This is a genomic window from Pseudoxanthomonas broegbernensis (genome assembly GCF_014202435.1).
GTDB lineage: Bacteria > Pseudomonadota > Gammaproteobacteria > Xanthomonadales > Xanthomonadaceae > Pseudoxanthomonas > Pseudoxanthomonas broegbernensis.
Genome location: NZ_JACHGU010000003.1, coordinates 139,236 through 157,808 on the forward strand (window position 1 = coordinate 139,236; position 18,573 = coordinate 157,808).

13 protein-coding genes are annotated in these 18,573 nt (G+C 63.7%); 7 read left to right on the plus strand and 6 right to left on the minus strand.

Features of this window, described 5'->3' with window-relative positions; translation table 11 throughout:
* Window positions 1–62 precede the first annotated feature (62 nt).
* Entirely contained in the window at window positions 63–191 is a 129-nt protein-coding gene (locus tag HNR76_RS15575; RefSeq protein WP_281383372.1) for a hypothetical protein, read from the minus strand.
* A gap of 549 nt (window positions 192–740) precedes the next feature.
* On the opposite strand from HNR76_RS15575, the gene HNR76_RS07660 reads away from it, so the two are divergent.
* The 3 genes from HNR76_RS07660 (at window position 741) to HNR76_RS07665 (ending at window position 3,539) form a co-directional block, all read left to right on the plus strand.
* Window positions 741–1,742: a hypothetical protein gene (locus HNR76_RS07660; protein WP_162309525.1), complete on the plus strand. Its 1,002-nt coding sequence runs from the start codon at window positions 741–743 to the stop codon at window positions 1,740–1,742.
* 294 nt (window positions 1,743–2,036) lie between these two features.
* Entirely contained in the window at window positions 2,037–2,168 is a 132-nt protein-coding gene (locus HNR76_RS15580; RefSeq protein WP_281383373.1) for a hypothetical protein, read from the plus strand.
* A complete protein-coding gene (locus HNR76_RS07665) occupies window positions 2,169–3,539 on the plus strand; it encodes a hypothetical protein (protein ID WP_162309526.1) in 1,371 nt (456 codons plus the stop codon).
* A gap of 9 nt (window positions 3,540–3,548) precedes the next feature.
* Here HNR76_RS07665 and HNR76_RS07670 read toward each other — a convergent pair whose 3' ends face one another.
* From HNR76_RS07670 to HNR76_RS07680, 3 genes are all read right to left on the minus strand, one after another.
* Entirely contained in the window at window positions 3,549–4,391 is an 843-nt protein-coding gene (locus HNR76_RS07670) for a hypothetical protein (protein ID WP_162309527.1), read from the minus strand.
* An 89-nt stretch (window positions 4,392–4,480) separates the two neighbouring features.
* A complete protein-coding gene (locus tag HNR76_RS07675; protein WP_162309528.1) occupies window positions 4,481–5,746 on the minus strand; it encodes a DUF4062 domain-containing protein in 1,266 nt (421 codons plus the stop codon).
* A 271-nt stretch (window positions 5,747–6,017) separates the two neighbouring features.
* Window positions 6,018–6,380: a GIY-YIG nuclease family protein gene (locus HNR76_RS07680; protein WP_162309529.1), complete on the minus strand. Its 363-nt coding sequence runs from the start codon at window positions 6,378–6,380 to the stop codon at window positions 6,018–6,020.
* 183 nt (window positions 6,381–6,563) lie between these two features.
* Here HNR76_RS07680 and lexA point away from each other — a divergent pair, with 183 nt between their 5' ends.
* The 4 genes from lexA to HNR76_RS07700 are packed head-to-tail and all read left to right on the plus strand — an operon-like array spanning window position 6,564 to window position 12,279.
* A complete protein-coding gene (lexA, locus tag HNR76_RS07685; protein ID WP_162309530.1) occupies window positions 6,564–7,172 on the plus strand; it encodes a transcriptional repressor LexA in 609 nt (202 codons plus the stop codon).
* Window positions 7,172–7,780 (plus strand): translesion DNA synthesis-associated protein ImuA, encoded by a 609-nt coding sequence (imuA, locus tag HNR76_RS07690; protein ID WP_162309531.1) that lies wholly within the window; start codon window positions 7,172–7,174, stop codon window positions 7,778–7,780. The genes lexA and imuA overlap by 1 nt, the downstream gene beginning before the upstream one ends.
* A gap of 9 nt (window positions 7,781–7,789) precedes the next feature.
* The gene (locus HNR76_RS07695) at window positions 7,790–9,205 is read left to right on the plus strand and encodes a Y-family DNA polymerase (protein WP_162309532.1); all 1,416 of its coding nucleotides are present in this window, start codon (window positions 7,790–7,792) and stop codon (window positions 9,203–9,205) included.
* Complete coding sequence (locus tag HNR76_RS07700) at window positions 9,202–12,279, plus strand: error-prone DNA polymerase (RefSeq protein ID WP_162309533.1); 3,078 nt, start codon at window positions 9,202–9,204, stop codon at window positions 12,277–12,279. Before HNR76_RS07695 ends, HNR76_RS07700 begins: the two co-directional genes overlap by 4 nt.
* Window positions 12,280–12,373: 94 nt before the next feature.
* Here HNR76_RS07700 and HNR76_RS07705 read toward each other — a convergent pair whose 3' ends face one another.
* The gene (locus HNR76_RS07705) at window positions 12,374–13,993 is read right to left on the minus strand and encodes a hypothetical protein (protein WP_162309534.1); all 1,620 of its coding nucleotides are present in this window, start codon (window positions 13,991–13,993) and stop codon (window positions 12,374–12,376) included.
* Between the two features lie 65 nt (window positions 13,994–14,058).
* Window positions 14,059–18,093 (minus strand): LexA family protein, encoded by a 4,035-nt coding sequence (locus tag HNR76_RS07710; RefSeq protein ID WP_162309535.1) that lies wholly within the window; start codon window positions 18,091–18,093, stop codon window positions 14,059–14,061.
* Between the last annotated feature and the right edge of the window lie 480 nt (window positions 18,094–18,573).

Sequence of the window (18,573 nt, forward strand, 5' to 3'; positions counted from 1 at the left end):
ACATAACGCACAAGGCCCGGATGGTGCCGGGCCTTGTGTGAGGTACCAAGGGTATTGGTGGATCAGTCAAACGGATCGACCAATTCACCGCATCTGCCGCAGGTCGTGCTCGCCGTGCATTTCATGACGCCGGCCAGGATCGCCGTGGCCACAACCATCACGCAATAGATCAGCTCGACCTTGCTTTTCATCTTCAAGGGCTCTCGCAAAGACGCTAACGGCGCAGCGCCCGGACGCGAAGTCAGTAACACTGGCTTCAAGAGAGTATTATAGATTTCAGATTTATTTCATTGATCTAATCTACCCACTAAGGTTCTGCGATCTTGCTGTCGGCACCCCCGATAGCAAGATCGCCGTAGTACCGTAAGAATGGACAGTTACTGACCAGCATCGCCACGGCAAGCGGATCGCGTAGGCTCGACCGACTCGGAAGGATGGAAATTAGCGCCGAATGGTCATGTGTGGGTATGGGGCCGACGGTGACAGTTGGATGCATCGGGGAATCCCTACAAGTCACCACGGTTCCCGCCGACTGCTCTAGTCCTACCCCTGCGGCAATCTGTCTGCGTCCCGGCAGCCCGACCTTTGCGCCTAACACGGACGCCGCTCAGCAACGGAAACTGGTCGCGACCTTGAGCAAGTCGTCAAGCTGCGCCGGGGCGTCTTCGGAGGTCTGCGATGCTCGATCGAGCGTATGCTGACAAAACTAGACCACATACAGAAGGAACGAATCTAGGACCATGTCGATCTCCAGCCTCCTGGACTCATACGAAAAGGCCAGCCTTTACTCAGGCGCCAACGCAGCGATTTGGTACTCGCATCATCTGGCCAACCGACTGGCCAAGGTGGCGGCACGAGAAGAGGACTATGTTGCAACGCTGGTGACTGATGGCTTGCTGCACCTCGCCGAACGATGGTCCAAATTGCTGGAACCCAGACGGATCGCGATTCACGTCGCGGGCGTCTTTTGCCACGGGCATCCCCAGGTCGCGTTCGGCAACTCGAGCAGCCAGGTGGAACTGGCTGACCTGCTGATCGTCCATCGACACGCATCCAGGAACCGCAGCACAGCGCGCGCAATCCTGCTGCAAGCGAAGATGTCAACGGATGGAACGCTAGCGCTCGCATCGGACGACAAGCAGTTGGAACTCTATTCGAAATGGCCCCCATTCCGGTTTGTTACCGGCGGCCTCGCCTCTGGTGATAGGGATCTCAACGAGAAAGGAAAAGGCTCCCGATACGCGCTGATTCTTCAAGGCAGCGCCTACCCCGAGCAGATCACATGGGCCGACCAGTGCCCGTGGGCGGCCAGCGTGGCCAACCGCCAGCTCTCCGCCGCCAGTTCCCTGGCGAAGCTGCTCGGCGACATGCTGCTCGGGAAGGAGGGCCGCCCGTTCCGGCAGGACAGACCCCGCGATCAATGGTCAAGGATGATCCTGGAACTCCTGCGCGTCACCGGCAAGCGCACCTACAAGCGAACGAACATCGGTCGTGGCGATACGCCTCGGCTCGCGGCCGGGCCAACGGCCGCGGCCGGACTCATGTTCATGGCGTCGGGAACACTTCCCGCCCGCGTGCCTCCGCAGGCCCACGTTCGGTCATTCTCGCGTCGCTTCTTCGCAGCCGCCCCCTTGGCTGACAACGGCGGCGACAGGATCGACGACTTGCCCCGATCACCTGGTCAGGCAGGAGAAGGAGGAGTCTCCACGCTGATCATCGAGACATCCGAGATCAACGACTAGATTCGCACGATTGCGTCGGCCGCCAAGCAGGGGTGCATGCGACCGATCCAGCACACCGCCGCAGTCGGCCGGGACCGTCCCACCATGCAATCCCCCGGCATGACTGGCCGACCATCGGTGTCCTCGTGATTGCTCTATCATCGTTGGGAGGGGAAATCGGCACATGGGGAAAGGGACATGCCGTTGGACTATACGGGGAAGTACGTACTGCGCCGGTCGGTCGATAGCGACACAAATTACTACCAAGCCTATGAGATCGCTGACCAGGCCGAGGATCTCGACGGCATCGAGTACGTGGGTACCGCTCCTATCCCTATCAGCAAGGGCGACTACGAGGCCATCGTGGTGGCGGGTACCAAGCGCCGCGTCGAGTTGCCGAACAACAACAGCTACGTGATGTGGGTGTACCTGCTGGAGGCCCGGTAGATGATCGCCAGACCCATCGTTGTGGTAGTCATAATCTCACTGGCGGCCTGCGGCGCGAAGCCGCAGTTGCTGCGGCACTACAAGGCAACCGCCAGTGAAGAACAGAAGACGAAGGCCAAGGATGCCGGCAGCAGCATCGACGTATCGGTGTTCAGCCTTCCCGCACGGGAAGCGGCGCAACCACCCCTGATCACCCGCCTGTCGGACCGGGGACAGGCGCAGTTGGTTGCCTCCGTCGCTGACGGCTCGGGCAAGCTGGCTCCCGCCCAGCTGATTTCCGCTCTTTCCGGGACGCGCGATGGCGCCCCGGCATGCGGTTGGGCCAACCGCCTGACCCATTCCAGACGCCTCGTGCTGGCGGTCAAGGGCAACCTGGACAAAGTCGCCGACCGCATCGACAGGATCGAAACAACCATTGCATTGAACGACCCGGCCAGCGCCTCGTTCGAATCCTGGGACAAGTTCGACGCCGTCTACGCGAACTTCAACTTCGGCTCGGCCACCTTCGTCCAGACCGACAAACTCAGCATCGGCCGGGACGAAACCGGCACCCGGAATCTTCCTGCCTCCGCCGGCTCGGATGTCAACCTGCTCAAGCTTGGCGCCGAAACGACCGATCAGCTCACCGAATCCGTGGCGTACGCATCCAGACGGCTGGCGTTGTCAGGCGTGCTCGATGCCGGGACGGCAACGGTCATCCAAGAGGGCGGGCCCAACCTCAACTTGTTCGGAGCGGCCTCGGCAACGGTGACGCTGAAGCTGCAAGCTCAACCGGATACCCGAATCGCTTACCTGGTCGACACCTCGCAAGCGATGAGCGATCCGGCCGCAGCCAAAACGGAGCGCTGCGCCGCATTGTTCCCGGCCCAAGCCAAGGATGTGGCTGCAACCCTCTCCAGCAAGGCCGACCTGCGGCTCGTCTTCGAGGGCGATAGCACCGTGATGGAGGGCGACGATACCGTCTTCTACAAGCCGCACACCACCGCCGAGAAGACCATTGTGCTTGTTCCGGCGAACGAGCTTAAGGTACAGCTCTTCTCGCTCGAATCGTGCGCATCCTCGGCCAAGGGAAACGTGTGCCGGCCCGTGGTCATCGAGGCGCCGGAGGCCAGACCCCAGTACGAGCCTTTGGTGTTTCCAACGTCGGAGAGCGCAGAGGCATTCCGGTCCTGGTTGCTCCGCGTTGCCAGGGACAAGGGTCCGATTCAACAGGTAGGCTGGCGCGCCATTGGTCTGGGCAACATCGACTCCCCGGGAATCTCGCTGGCCGAAATCAGGGCCATGAGATTGAAGCCCGGATGGGGCAATCAGCCGCCTCCGCCGCCCGACAAGGATCCAGCCAGCGAAGACGGGGCCCAGAAGAAGGACTAGGGTCCCTGGTCAATCGGGACCGCCGGACAGGCAGTGCCGAATTGCAGAGACGAGGCGTTCGTGGACGGAAGCCCGGCCGTGGCAGCGAAGTCCGCGAACGCCGTCCTTGACAGCGGTTTCGTAAAAGATGACGCCTGACAAGATGACTTCCTGCAGCGCCAGCGATCCATCCGCACGCCTTGCAATCCGCGCCTGCCACAGGCCGCCTCCGCTGGCGCCGCCGAAGGTGCCCGGCATATCGGGATCAACACCGGGGCGCCCGCGCAGTTCGAGGTAATCGAATCCGTCACGAAGCGTTTCATCGGGGGCAGGAGCGATACCTACCATCCCCCAATGTCCGGTAACGGTGTCGAAGCCTCCTGTCGATGGCAATGCGTGCGAACCTTCGCCGAGAACCCCGCATGGCATCCAGACGCCTTCCTCGAGCGGCAGATATCCTGTGGAAAAGCGGGCAACACGTTGGCCCAGGTCGTAGAACACCTTGTGCGACTTGAGGGACGCGATCGCCTCGCCACTGTCTGGCAGAAGAATCGCGCCGAGATCAGGCCCATCAGCCACGACATCCCCACGTCCCAACCTAACGAATCTGAGGTGGTTCCTGTCGAAAACACACCGCCTGAGACCACCGTGCCAGTCGGTGAGCAAGCCGATGCGATCGCGTCGCATGATGTCCTCAATGACGTGATCTGCGGTGACGATGCACAAGGCGCCATCGAGATTGACTAGCGTTCCGGAACCGGACTGGTACGCCACTTCCTTGTTGTCGCGTATGTCGATCCCAGTAATCCCGACGCTGAATCCGGCGATTCTCCCGATCGCCTCGTCATGCAGTGCACCGGGAAGCTGCGTCATGGGGATACGTTCCATTCCATTCATTGCGCCGCTTTCATCCATCTGCTTCAGCAAAAACCCGCGGCAGTTCCCTGCAAGCAGGCTGGTTGTTACCCAGGATTCGCCACGAATGCACTGATGTCGCTTTCCGTGGGACGTTCCGCATCAAGCTGCTCCTGCATTCCTTGGACGGGAGAATCCAACCTGAGATCGGGAAGCACAAATGGCGCCCCGTCGAGGTACCGAAGGATGGCCGCCGACAGATCGACGATGTTCGACCACCTGTCGAACAGGTGAAGCAGAGTGGCGAGCTTGATAGTCTCGATATGGACCACAGTCGTTCCAGGCGGACGCCGCTTGGGACCGTACTCGAAAATAACATCCAGATTGTCCACGGTGCTCGACCGATTGAATCTGCGGATCTCCTTCTGAAGCCGGACCAGTGCATTGTGCACTGGCGTTTCCACGTACGAGTTGGACCCAAGATCAAATTCAAGGAACGTCGGGCGGGACAGCACCTGCGGAAGCACGACCGGATGAAACTTCCGGTCCAGTAGATGTATGCCGTAACTGGAAAGTATGTCCCACCTCCGTGCACCGACGCTCGTGAACTCATTCCCTTTCGTTGCCATGGTGATCGGATGTTCTTTGTGGAAGAGCTCGATATGAAACTTCGGCGAGAATACTTCGCCCCTGGACTTGACCAGACCTTGACTCAAGAACTCGCGGAGTTCCCCACGAAGCAGCCTGCGCGCGGTCATGTCCTCGACCGGAATCGATGCGAAGACATGGCCATTCAGGACGTCGACGATGTCCCTGAACCCATGGAATACGTGAATCCAGTTGCCCGACGGGGCGGCGCCTTGGCCTCGGACCGCCCGCTTGGTTTCCTCGTTCCGGCTGACTTCCTCGATGAACTTGCTCAGGAATTCGGCATTGGCAGCGGTCTTTCCGCTGTAGTTCGCAATGTCCTTCCGGGTCGACGGCTCAAGATCGATGGTCTCCAGGTACTTGGCGAGCTCGCGCCTGTCCTCCTTGGCCTGCCACACCTCGGACCGGACGAAGTTGAGCAGTTTTAGCTTGCCGGCCTGATGCATCTGGTACGCCTCTCGGTACTCCCGTTGCGTGATCGAGACCTGGTTGGTTTGGTCGTACCACCCGCCGACCCTCGTGCCGATGAGCAAGATGAAGTAGTCGGCCGAGCGCAACGCTTCCAGGCATGCATCGTAAGAGTGCTTGTCCAGAGGCTTCTCGAAGTCGTTGCATTCCGATGCGAGCACCTTGCAACCATGGTCTTCGAGGTAGAACTTCAAGGCGGAACGAAGATCGCGAAAGTCGTAGATCGTGGAAGAGATAAAGAAGGTTGGACGACGCATGGCCCGTGGCCTCTCCGCTAGGTTGAAGTTCGTCTAACAAATCCGGCTGCCAGGCCCAGTCACATCGCGATACGCGCGCAATAGTCCGAAATCCTGCGGCAACGCATCATCCAACGCTACGCCAAGGGCAGCATAGGCATCCAGTGCATCGGCAACCAATGCGCGCCCGTCGTCCGTCGTCCGTCGTCCGTCGCCTTGGTCTTGGTCTTGGTCTTGGTCACAACAGGCTGGCCCACTCGTGCAGCATCTCGCGCTCTTCGGACAAGCGCGCTCACCACCAGCCCAAGGCGGGTGCGTGGACTGTATAGCCCGATGCGGCGTCATCCGAGATGTCGGCGAGCAGTGCGGCATAAGCGCCGCGGTACCACTCGGTCTTCCCCTCCGCTACGCCTGGCACCGTGATGGGCTGGACTGCGTTCCAATCGCGCAGCTTTCGATGCAGTTCGGTTTCGCGCGCCTGCGCTTCGCGCCGCGAGTCGAACTCCACCAGCAGGCTGCGCGAGAGATCGAAGAACTCGTAGTAGCGTCGCGAGAACGCCTGCGCCCGCGCTAGCGGGTCGTGCGAGATCCCGAGCTTGAGGATGTCCTCGTAAGCCAACGGCAGCACGTAGAGGTAGCAGGTCCGGAATCTCATCCTCATTTCTTGAACGGGCGGGGTTCGCGCAATCCGCGGTTCCGGCCGCCTGAACGGGCTCGCGGCCAGGCTGCAGCTCCTGGGCGCAAACAGTTGATCGCACAGCGGTCTCCACCCCTGAGACGAAGACTGGCTTCGCTATGGCTGGCAGTCCCACCCCAAAAGGTATAAATATTTATACCCATGACCCTCACTGACCGCCAGCAACAGGTCCTCGACTACCTGCGCCAGCAGATCGACACCACCGGCCTGCCCCCGACCATCCACGAGCTGATGCAGGCCTTCGGCTGGGCCAGCCCGCGGGCGGCCAGTAAGCACCTGGAAGCCCTGATCGCCGCCGGCGCCATCGAGATGGCCCCACACAAGGCTCGCACCATCCAGCTGGCGGGCGCCCGGCGTCGCCCGGACACCCTGGAACTGCCGCTGGTCGGCCGGGTCGCCGCCGGCGAGCCGATCCTGTCCGACGGCTCGGTCGAGCGCACCGTCGCCGTCGACCGCTGGATGTTCCGGCCCAGCCCCGACTTCCTGCTGCGGGTCGAGGGCGACTCGATGATCGACGACGGCATCCTCGACGGCGACCTGGTTGCCGGCAAGGCCACGCCCGACGCCGAGCACGGCCAGATCGTGATCGCCCGCCTGGGCGATGCCGGCATCACCATCAAGCGCCTGCACAAGCGTGGCCGCACGCTGCGCCTGCTGCCGCGCAACCCCCACCACGCGCCAATCGATCCCGATCCGACCGAGGACTTCGCGATCGAGGGGATCTACTGCGGACTGCTGAGGCGGGCCTGATGGGACAGGTCGTCACCCTGCACGAGCTGGTCGCCGCCCAGCGCGTGTGGCACGGGCGCAGCGCCCGGCCGCTCGACCAGGGCGTTGCGACCGGCTTCACGGCGCTCGACGAGGCGTTGCCGCTGGGCGGTTGGCCGAAAGGCGCGCTGACCGAACTGCTGCTGCCGGCCGACGGCCTCGGCGAACTCGCGCTGCTGCTGCCGACGTTCGCGCGGCTGACCCAGGCCGGCCAGCGCGTGGTGCTGGTCGCCCCACCCTACATCCCCTATGCGCCGGCGTGGCGCGCAGGCGGCGTGCGCCTCCCTTACCTGGACATCATCGAGGCCGAACCCAAGCAGGCGCTGTGGGCCTACGAGCAGTGCCTGCGCTCGGGCAGCTGCACGGCCGTGGTCGGCTGGCCGCGCAAGGCCGACCACCACGCCCTGCGCCGGTTGCAGGTCGCGGCCGACACCGGACAGGCGCTCGGCTTCGCCCTGCGCGACCGCCGCCATGCCGAACAGGCCTCACCCGCCGCGCTGCGGCTGGAACTCGGCCACGATCGACAGGTCCGCATCCGCAAGTGCCGCGGCGGCAATCCGCCGGCGCGCAGCTTCGCGTTGCTGCAGTGAGGCCCGGCCATGTTGTGGGCCTGCATCGTGCTGCCGCACCTGGCGCTGGACAGCGTCCTCCGCCGCCACCCTGAGCCGGATAAGCCGTTCGCGATCGTCGGCGGCCACCCGCAGCGCCGCGAACTGATCGCGGTCAACGACGCGGCCGCACAAGCCGGGCTCCACGCCGGCCAGCGGATGACGCTGGCGCAGGCGATCCTGCATGACTTCGCCGTGGTCGAGCAAGACCCACGCGAAGCCGAGCGCTGGCAGCGCTTCCTCGCCGCCTGGGCCTACCGCTACAGTTCGCAGGTCTACGCCGGCTGGCCCGACGCGATCGTGCTCGAGGCGCAGGGCAGCTTCAGCCTGGTCGGCGACTGGCCGCGGTTCGAGGCCCAGTTGCGCGCCGATCTCACCGCGCTCGGCTTCCGCCACCGCATCGCCTTGGCGCCGACGGCGCATGGCGCGCGAGTCCTGGCGGGCGTGCGCGACGGCCTCGCGATCCTGCAGCGCGAGCACCTGCGCAACGCGCTCGGTGCCGTGCAGATCCGGCGCGCGGCGTTGCCGGACGATGCCGGCATGCGCTTGCACCATGTCGGCCTGCGCGAGCTGCGGCAACTGTTTGCCTTGCCCCGCGATGGCCTACGCCGCCGTTTCGGGCAGGGCCTGCTCGACCAGGTCGATCGCATGCTCGGCGATGCGCCGGAGCTGCTCGATTGTTACCGCCCCCCGGATACCTTCGATGTCCGGATCGAACTGGCCTATGAGGTCGAACAGCACCAGGCCCTGCTGTTCCCGGTGCGCCGGCTCACCGCGGACCTGGCCGCCTACCTCGCCGGCCGCGACGGCGGCGTACAGCGGTTCGTGCTGCGGCTCGAACACGAAGAGCATCCGTCCACGCCGGTCGAGATCGGCCTGCTCGCTGCCGAGCGCGATCCGGCGCTGCTGTTCGAGCTGACCCGCAGCCGGCTCGAACGCGCCGAGATTCCCGCGCCGGTGGTCGCGCTGCGCCTGATCGCAAGTCACCTTCCGCCGTTCGTGCCGGCCGGCCGCGACCTGTTCGACGAGCAGCCAGTCGGCGGGGTGCCTTGGGAACAGCTGCGCGAACGGCTGCGCGCGCGGCTGGGTCCGGATGCGGTGTACCGCATCGCCGAGGCCACCGACCCGCGCCCGGAGCGCGCCTGGCAACGCGACGACGGCAGTTCAGCCGATGGGGTTGAGGACCGGCCGCCACGCCCGACCTGGTTGTTGCCTCAGCCCATCCCGTTGCGCGGTCCCGCTCCCCGCATCCTCAGCGGCCCGGAGCGCCTGGAATCGGGCTGGTGGGACGGCGGGGACGCCAAGCGCGACTATTACGTGCTGGAACTCGCCCTCGGCCAGCGCGCCTGGGCCTTCGCGCCGGTGGGTGAACAGGGCAACTGGATGCTGCACGGGTGGTTCGCATGAGTGCGCCCGCCTATGCCGAACTGCACTGCCTGTCGGACTTCAGCTTCCTGCGCGGCGCCGCGACGGCCAAGCAACTGTTCCGTCGCGCCAAGGCCTGCAGCTACGCCGCGCTGGCGATCACCGACGAGTGTTCGCTGGCCGGCATCGTGCGCGCGTTCGAGGCCGCACAGGAAACCGGCGTGCCGCTGATCGTGGGCAGCGAGTTCACCCTGACTGACGGCACCAAGTTCGTGCTGCTGGTCGAGGACCAGGCCGGCTACGAAACCCTGTGCGTGCTGATCACCCTCGGCCGCCACGGCGCGAAGAAGAGCGAGTACCGGCTGATGCGCGAGGATTTTGATCGTCCCCTGCCCGGCCTGCTGGCGCTGTGGGTGCCCGGCAGCCGGCCCGATCCCGAGCAGGGCTACTGGGTCCGCCGCACCTTCTCCCACGCCTGGCTCGCGGTCGAACTGCACCGTGATCGCGACGATGTCGCGCGCCTGCGAGAACTGCTCGCGCTCGCGGACCAGACCGGCCTGCGCCCGATCGCCACCGGCGACGTCCACATGGACATCAAGCGTCGCCGGGCGCTGCAGGACACGATCACCTCGATCCGCCAAAGCGTCCCGGTCGCCGAGGCCGGCGCCCACCTGTTCCGCAACGGCGAGCGCCACCTGCGCCGGCGCGAGGTGCTGGCCGAGGTCTATCCACCCGACCTGCTCGCCGAGACGCTCGCCGTCGCAGCACGCTGCACGTTTCAGCTCGGCCAGCTGAAGTACCGCTATCCGAAGGAACTGGTTCCCAATGGCGAGACGCCGGCCTCCTGGCTACGCAAACTGACCGAAGACGGCATTCGCTGGCGCTGGCCAAAGGGCGAATCGTCCAAGGTGCGTGGCCTAATCGAGTACGAACTGCAGCTCATCGGCGAACTGCAGTACGAAGCATATTTCCTCACCGTCCACGACCTGGTCCGGCATGCCCGCAGCCTCGGCATCCTCTGCCAAGGGCGCGGCTCGGCCGCGAACTCCGCGGTGTGCTTCGCGCTAGGCGTGACCGAGGTCGACCCGACCCACATGCAGCTGCTCATGGAGCGTTTCATCAGCAAGGAGCGCAACGAGCCGCCGGATATCGACATCGACTTCGAGCACGAGCGCCGCGAGGAGGTCATCCAGTACATCTACGCTAAGTACGGCCGCGACCGTGCCGCACTGACCGCAAACGTTATCTGCTACCGCGGCCGCAGCGCCGCCCGCGACGTGGCGAAGGCTTTGGGCTTTCCGCGCGACCAGGTCAACGCGCTCAGCCATTGCTTCGACTGGTGGCAATCTGAGGCGCCACCGGCCGAGCGGCTGATCGAAGCCGGGTTCGATCCCGAGACACCGGTTATGCGCCGTCTGGTCTACCTCGTCGGCGAGCTCATCGACCACCCCCGCCACCTGTCCCAGCACGTCGGCGGGTTCGTCATCTCCGATGCCCCTCTATCGACACTGGTGCCGACCGAGCCCGCGGCGATGGAGAACCGCACCGTCATCCAGTGGAACAAGGATGACCTCGACGTGCTCGGGCTGCTCAAGGTGGATTGCCTCGCGCTTGGCATGCTGACCTGCGTGCGCAAGGCGCTGGACCTGCTGCGCCAGCACCGTGGCCACAACCTGACCCCGGCCACGATCCCCGCCGACGATCCGGCCACCTACGCCATGATCCAGAAGGCGGACACCGTCGGCGTGTTCCAGATCGAGTCGCGCGCGCAGATGTCGATGCTGCCGCGGATGAAGCCGAAGACGTTCTACGACCTCGTCATCGAGGTGGCGATCGTCCGCCCCGGCCCGATCCAGGGAAAGATGGTGCATCCCTATCTGCGCCGCCGGCAGGGGCTGGAGCCGGTCTCCTACCCGTCCGAGGACCTGCGCGAGGTGTTCGAGCGTACGCTCGGAGTGCCATTGTTTCAGGAACAAGTGATGAAGCTGGCCATCGTCGCCGCGGGCTACACGCCCGGCGAGGCCGACCAGCTGCGGCGTTCGATGGCGGCATGGAAGCGCCACGGCGACATGGAGATCCACCACCAGCGCATCACCGAGGGCATGCTCGCCCGCGGTTACTCCCCCGAGTTCGCCGCGCAAATTTTCGAGCAGATCAAGGGCTTCGCTAGTTACGGCTTCCCGGAAAGCCACGCCTGCTCGTTCGCGCTGATCACCTACGTCTCGTGCTGGCTCAAGTGCCACGAGCCGGCCGCCTTCACCTGCGCGCTGCTCAACGCGCAGCCGATGGGCTTCTACAGCGCCAGCAGCCTGCTGCAGGACATCCGCCGCCATGGCGTCGAGATTCGGGAGGTCGATGCCACCCGCAGCGACTGGGGCAATACGCTCGAGGACGGCATCCCTGGCGGCGAACAGCCGGCAATCCGGCTGGGCTTCCGGCAGATCAAGGGGTTCCCCGAAGATGCCGGCCATCGCATCAGCGAAGCCCGGCGGCAGCGTCCCTTCGCCGGCGTCGCAGACCTGTGTATGCGCGCGGCACTGGACGAGCGCACATCCTCCCTGCTGGCCGAGGCCGGCGCCCTCAAGTCCTTGGCCGGCCATCGCCACGACGCCCACTGGACCGTCGCGGGCCTTGAACCGCAGCGACCCCTGTTCGACGGCAGCCCCGAGGAGGACGCCGTCGCCCTGCCCGTCCCCACAGCCGGCCAGGACGTCGTCGCCGATTACCGCAGCCTGGGCCTCACGCTCGGCACCCACCCGGTCTCACTGCTGCGCGACCGGCTCCGCCGCGAACGCTGCCTGGGCAGCGCCGACCTGCAGAGTCGCAAACACGGCAGCCGCCTGCGCGCCGCAGGCCTGGTGACCATGCGCCAGCGTCCCGCCACCGCCAGCGGTGCCGTATTCGTGACGCTCGAGGACGAGGCCGGCGTCATCAACGTCGTGGTCTGGCGCGACCTGGCCGAGCGCCAGCGGCGGGAACTGGTCGGCTCGCGCCTGCTCGCCGTGGATGGCAAATGGGAGCGGGTCGACGGAGTCGAGCACCTGATTGCCAGTCGGCTGCACGACATGACGCCACTGCTGGGGACGCTGGAAACCAGGTCGCGGGATTTCAGGTAGAGAGGTTGTCTTCAGCCACTCCAGCAGCATCCGTACTTAGATCGACCCCATCAATCGCCGATCTCTGCTAGAAGCCGTCAGCAGAATCAGCTCCTCACTTTCGACGATTCTTGCGTCTAGAAGCCTTCGCCATTCTATTTCGGCTCTTCGCCTTCTTCTGCGATCGTGGAACAGGCGCCGCTGGTGATTCCGGACGTTGGCGGGGGAAGTCCTGAGTCCAACTGCGCTGCAACGGCAGATCCTCAGCAAGTATGCCCATCCCATCGGCCAACCGTCGCAATTCCACCAAGTCGACCTCCGCATCTTCGGGCAAAAGGTAAACCGCCAAATCCTCGGAATAGCCAGCGTAATCCTTCACCGGATGATCGAACGCCATACCAATGAATGTCGTTGCTTCAGGCATGCGCAGCTTTGCGCATTGCAAATAAATCTGGAGGAACGAAGCACGCCGCCTGCGGTACTCGGCATAGCCTTCTCCAGGCGGTAGCGGATCAATCAGGAAGGCGTACGCCACCTCTGGCTGCTGCAACGTAGAGAACAGTCTCGTCCGCCTGGCATCTGGCCGTGCCTTGGCCATCTCGAATACAGCCAGTAAGACATCCGAAAGAAGCCTCCTCTCGAACCGACTCTTAGACGCGATGATGCGGAGTGCGACCTCCAGATCCTGGTTGCTCGTGGTGGCACCCATGATTCCTGGGTTGCCTTCCTTGATGAACCGATCAACCAATCGGTCCCAGAGATAGCTTGTTCTATCGGCGACCTTCTTTGCTTTGTACTCGGGTCGTTCGTGGAGGCCTGGCCAATGAGATTCGTCGAACCAAATAATGCCGGGAAGTGACTTCCCGTCTTGTGGCGGCAAGAACCAGTGCTCACCGTCCCTCATGTTCGTCATGTACGCGGCAAGGATCTGCTCTTCCCCAGCGGCGATGACAACTGTTCCCGATGTAAGCAGTTCCTCTCGTGCCTTCAGATAAGCGATGAAGTCAGCAGCCGTATCGCGCTCGCGTAGGACCGCCTCGAGAGAGAATTCGTCAAAGACGTGCACAAACTGTTTGCGCGGCTCAACTACGCCAATGGTAAAGGGGTGCTGGTGATGATCCTTTCCGACAATCCCCGTATTGATCTGATGTGTGCCAAGACTCCCTTTAAAATGCTTTGAACAAGGGACAAACGATCCACGCGTCGTTGCGACAAGATGGAACCGCGCACGATCTGGCGAAGGAAGCGGGACCGGCAAGGGTTTCTTGCAGGCTGCATCCTGATAGACGCGGACAGGAAAGCGCTTGGCCCAGTTCATCGCGCCATAGAGCTGCCGCACCGATTTCGTTATCGCGCTCTTGAACCAACGCGGCCACGCAACATCGAGTGCAACGCCCTCTCTGAAGCGAATGTGCTTGTCGGAAAACAGAATGACGTCATCTCCAAAAACCACGAGAACGTCAGCGAACTCGTTCCCACTCGAGGCACCGTCCTCGCGAACGCCTTCGTCAGTAAAGGTATTTGGATAGGACCACAGACTCAAAAAGGAGTGCCTACAAAGATGCGCGAGAAAACGTTCCGATTCGGTCTCACCTTCTGCCGTGGTGAGATCGAAGATCGGGCCGGCGGCAACCTCAGTAGGATCTACTCGCTTTGGCGGAGCAAGCCGGGGCTGCTGTCCCCCAGGATTGTCGCTGGCTGTCGCGTCCGATGCCTCTTTGGACTCTTCATTCATCCCCGCTCTCCCAGGACGCTCCCGTGAAAGTTGATGTTGCATGACCGGGCCTCGGGAAACCCGAACTACTCGAAGCTGTTATCCCGAGGGTTTCGTTCCTGCTGTTCCCACGCACGCTCGCGCTCAATCTGGCGCTCGAAGTTCTCGCGATACTGCCTGAGCGCAGCGGGATCCTCGCCTTGAAGGAAGACCTCGAGCGCATCGAACAACGGCAACCGTTTGGACATGATGGTGGCCCGGGATCCGCTCCAACTCATGGGCTTAATCCGGCGGGCCAACGCCCGGATCACCTTTATCTGCTCGGGTGAGTTCCGGATCAGTTCCAACGCGGCTTCGGTCCAAACCACATGTTTGTCATCGTCCTCGGCGAACGCCAGAATCGAATCGGCCAGTAGTGCCCAACGCTCGGAATCACCACCACGGCACCATGCCAGCAATGTTTCCAACGGGACGTTGGCAAGCGGGTGCTTCCCACCGTGCAGGCCTTCGAGCGTCAATGTCCGGATGAACCCTCGAGGGTCGTCCTCGCTGGCGTCCACTAGTTCGTCAAGCGCGGTAACCGGATGAACCGAAAACAGTGCGCCAATAACGTCTTCGAAGTCGTACGAAGACAGCGTATGGTCCGCCATGCCTGCACGGAGGCTCCGGAGTAGCGCTCTGGCCGCCGGCTCTCCGTCAGGGCCGGCCATGCACTTCTCCACCAATGACTTGAGGGAAAAGTCGAGCTGGTGGTTCCGCCGTACGGTCAGCGGCACCTTGGGCACGAGCTCACGGGCGGCGGCAGTAATACCTGGGCCTGCCTGCGGCTTGCCGTATAGGTGCATCGCCATCACGTCCAACGCGACCAGCAGGCCATCGTCCTTGTCGGCGATGCCACGAAGCAGCCGCGCCATGTCCTGATCGGTCAATCCTTCCGTTACACGCCCGTAGGCGAGGTACTGGTACTGGTGCGCAGGTGCGGCGCCGCGCTCAAGTGATCGCATGAGCCTGTCGCTGCCGCGCTCGTCCAGTGGCGCACAGGTCTGCAGGACGGGCACCCACTCGGAAAGCGTCGGGCTGTCTAGAGCTTCATCAAGAAGTCGTTCGAACAGCGGCCTGTCGACCTCGTGGAGGCCTCCCAGAAACCCAAGCAGCACCTGCACGCCGCGGACATCAGCATCGGTCGATTCGAAGGAGGACACGAGTGCACGCCAAAGTTGCTCCGGCTGGTTCGACCCCTTCGCGAGCCCGAACCCGAACCTCGACTGGCGTGCCTGCTTGTTCTCGACCAGCATCGGGAGCAGTACCTCCAGCGATTCGGCGTCCGTCGCCACCGCCCGCCCAAGATCCTCCGCGTAGCGCTCGGCACGCTCATAGGGCTTCAGGCCGTCGTATTCGTCCCCGTCGGTGATATCCAGTCCGGCCGAGAACGAGGTCAACACCACGGCCTTGGTCTGTGCGACCAGGGTCGTTGGCCGGATTCGTTGCTCAAGAGCCGCCAAGCGACGCGCCCCCTCCGGATTCTTCTCGTCCTTGTCGAACCGCATCGTCTGGCGAATGGCCAACCACCCCTTTTCCCAGCCGAGCGGCATCAGCCTCGCGACGGCATCCTCCAACTGGTCGTACCGGCGGACATTGGTCCACAGGGACCGAAAGTTGCTTGCCAGCATGTTCCGGACCCTCGCGCCCAGTGCAGACTCGTGCATGCCGAACTCCACCGCAAGCGCGATGAAAGACTCGAACCACGCCAACGCCTCCGGCCCGCGCTTGGGCGTGTATCCATAGTTCCGCGACCACGCCCCGAAGTCGAAACCGTAGTGCGAGGAGAAATGGTTTGTCTCCAAGGCGGAATCCAGGCACTGGATCGCCAGCCCCTGCACGCGCTCGTCTGCCGACTCCAGGTGCGCACGGATCCATGACGCGCGCTGGTCCCTAGTGGCGTGCGTGCCGGACAGGTAGATGGTAAACATCGACTTGATGAGCTCGTCGGTACGGTCCATCCGGTTCCCGGCTGGCTCGGCCAGCGCGAACAGCACGAGCACCGCCAGGCACCGATCGAAATGCTCGGCCTCGTACGCGATGGACCTGAGCAGGTGCGTAATGGTGCTCCTGGCCGAGTTGTCCACAGCCAGGAACTGTTCGGCATCATCACCGTTCGCCGCACGCTCGATCGATTCAAGCGCTGCCTTGCGATCCACCGGCGCCACGTTGCGAAGCACCTCAACCAGCGGCTCGTTGAGCCCGGCGACGTCACCGAGGAGTCCTTCTTCCGCCAACCATCCGCGGACGATGGTGACGGCCTCTTCGCTGTCGTGCAGGTAGCCCAGCCGGCGCGAGAACGAGCGGAGCAACCGCCCCTTACCCTCCACCAGCTGCGGGGCGATGAAGCTGTAGGGAATCGCCGAAAGCGCCTGCTTCGCCAGGCGGGTCGCGATGGCATGCGGCAGCACTGCGCGCCAGGGACCACGCTTCTGTGCCAAGCCGCGTTGGAGCAACGTGGCCACTTCGCCGTGGAGCGCGAGCACCCCCATGTCGGCCAGCACGGCCAATCGGGGGAGCTCGTTCGCCTCGTTTTCGCCGTCGAACGAGTACACCAGCGCACAGGCTCGTGCGGCGCGGAGCAGCGAGTCGTTCTTGTCATGCTTCTGCCAGAACAGCCGGTTGAAGAGCGCGTCGTCGCTCAGTCGGCCCAGCGACTCACCCTTTCCCACCGTGTCGGCCAGGGCGATGGCCACCCTGGAATTTCCTTCCGAGAAGCGAGTGATCGTCGCAGCGTCGACCAGCGAGATATGCGGGAACTGCTGCTTGATCACCTCGGTGATCAGCTCCGAAGACGCCGGCTCCAGGCGGAAGACGCTCGTCTCGTTCGGCGTATCCTCGCGGATGTCGTATTCGATGGTCAGCAGGCTGACGGTATCGGAGCCCTTGCACTTCGCCGCCAGCTTCGCGTGTAGCTCGGACGAACAGTTGTCGACCACGAGGACGACCCGGCGCCCGGCGGCGACCAGCTCGTCCAGCAGCACCTGCGGCGCCGGCAAAGGCTCGTCGGAGACGTCGCAGTACACCGCCAGTGACGGATCAATGGCGTTCTCCGCGGCCTCCCCCTCGAACAAGGCCTGGGCGAACCGGGTCTTCCCCACCCCGGACAGACCCGCGACCCGTACGGACGCGCCTCCCCTGCGCAGCAGCGTGCGCACGTATTGGAGTCCCTCCTGCAGCGAGTACCGATGCTGTTCGCGATCCGCGGGGTCGACTAGGCGCGGGGATTCGTCGTCGACGAAGGGATGGGCCTTGCCTCCTCGGTTGATCACCCACTGTCCATGGGGGCGCCATCCCTGCAGCGGTTTGCCGAGACGCTCCCGGACCCACGTGACGACGCCGGGGTGCCGATTGGTCCAGTCGGCGATCCGTCGCGCGTCGTAGAAGTCGACGAGCGCGGCATCCGCGCCCTCCACCCCGGCCACGGCCTCCTGCATGGCCTTCTTGCGTTCCTGATAGCTGCTGTCGGAGGTGCTTTCCGAGCTGACGATGATGTAAGCGCCACCGGCCTGGACGATGTTGCGAATCGACGGACGCAGCACGCCGCCCGGGCACATCTCGCCCTGAATCTCGGACCGGGGCATCCGCATTTTCTTCACTTGGTAGCCGACCACGGGCCGGGGGAAGCCCGCTTCGTTCGCGACTGCCTGCGGTGCGTCGAGTCGCACGTCCACCCCGCCGTCCGAAGCGCGCTGATCGCCACCCCAGGTCACGTGCTGCGACGGGTGCCGGCTCGCCGCCAGACTTGCGTCGCACAGCCTAGCGAGGAGTTCACGTAGGGCGCTGTCATCCAGTTCGGCGACATCGCGAGGGGTGATCTCGAACAAGCTGCTCTCCCGAATCAGGTCGCTGCGGGTCCTGGCACGCGGCGGCCGCGCACCGCGCGCCTGGCCGGGTGCGACTTCGATCAGCCCGGCCTCCTCCAGCGCCACGACGTGCTTGCGGGCTGCGCTGCGTGAGGCCAGCCCACAGGCCTCCGCGATCTCGGCAAGGGTCGGCGGCTGGCCCTGGCGGGCCACCCGTTCCTGGATAAAGGCCAGTACGGCGAGTCTGCGATCACTGAGTTTCTTCATGGAGAACATATGCACTCCATTATGGAGAACACATCAACACCCCATCCCGCCAGCATCTAATCTCAATAAATAACGAGACGGACAAAATCTTCCTCCCTCCTGCGCCAGCCACGGGCTGCGGTCCGCGGGCGCACCCCGGCCCCGGCACTGTGTGGCTAAGCGTTCACCGTTCAACCTGCGACTGTGCCCGCTGGGTCGCCTGCTTCAAACGCTCCATAAGCACAGATCGCGGCGGCAGGGTTGTCAGGTACTCGGCGACGTGGATCCGCGACTTGTCCAACTAAAGCAGTTCGATCTGTTCGGACTTCTTGCCGATGCACAGGATGACCCCCAGTGGCGACGTCTCCCCTGATTCCCGCTCGTGCTCGCTCCGGTTCCAGGATCGTCCGACATCGTCCAGCAAAGCCCGAGTTGTAACGGGGGCAACACCGGGGGCAACTAAAAATATTCAATAATCCTATTCTATTGATTTTATTTAAATTTATTTGA

Coding starts and splice junctions, on each gene's coding strand:
- HNR76_RS15575 (WP_281383372.1), bottom strand. CDS start 191: ATGAAAAGCAAGGTCGAGCTGATCTATTGCGTGATGGTTGTGGCCACG.
- HNR76_RS07660 (WP_162309525.1), top strand. CDS start 741: ATGTCGATCTCCAGCCTCCTGGACTCATACGAAAAGGCCAGCCTTTAC.
- HNR76_RS07665 (WP_162309526.1), top strand. CDS start 2,169: ATGATCGCCAGACCCATCGTTGTGGTAGTCATAATCTCACTGGCGGCC.
- HNR76_RS07670 (WP_162309527.1), bottom strand. CDS start 4,391: ATGACGCAGCTTCCCGGTGCACTGCATGACGAGGCGATCGGGAGAATC.
- HNR76_RS07675 (WP_162309528.1), bottom strand. CDS start 5,746: ATGCGTCGTCCAACCTTCTTTATCTCTTCCACGATCTACGACTTTCGC.
- HNR76_RS07680 (WP_162309529.1), bottom strand. CDS start 6,380: ATGAGATTCCGGACCTGCTACCTCTACGTGCTGCCGTTGGCTTACGAG.
- lexA (WP_162309530.1), top strand. CDS start 6,564: ATGACCCTCACTGACCGCCAGCAACAGGTCCTCGACTACCTGCGCCAG.
- imuA (WP_162309531.1), top strand. CDS start 7,172: ATGGGACAGGTCGTCACCCTGCACGAGCTGGTCGCCGCCCAGCGCGTG.
- HNR76_RS07695 (WP_162309532.1), top strand. CDS start 7,790: ATGTTGTGGGCCTGCATCGTGCTGCCGCACCTGGCGCTGGACAGCGTC.
- HNR76_RS07700 (WP_162309533.1), top strand. CDS start 9,202: ATGAGTGCGCCCGCCTATGCCGAACTGCACTGCCTGTCGGACTTCAGC.
- HNR76_RS07705 (WP_162309534.1), bottom strand. CDS start 13,993: ATGAATGAAGAGTCCAAAGAGGCATCGGACGCGACAGCCAGCGACAAT.
- HNR76_RS07710 (WP_162309535.1), bottom strand. CDS start 18,093: ATGTTCTCCATGAAGAAACTCAGTGATCGCAGACTCGCCGTACTGGCC.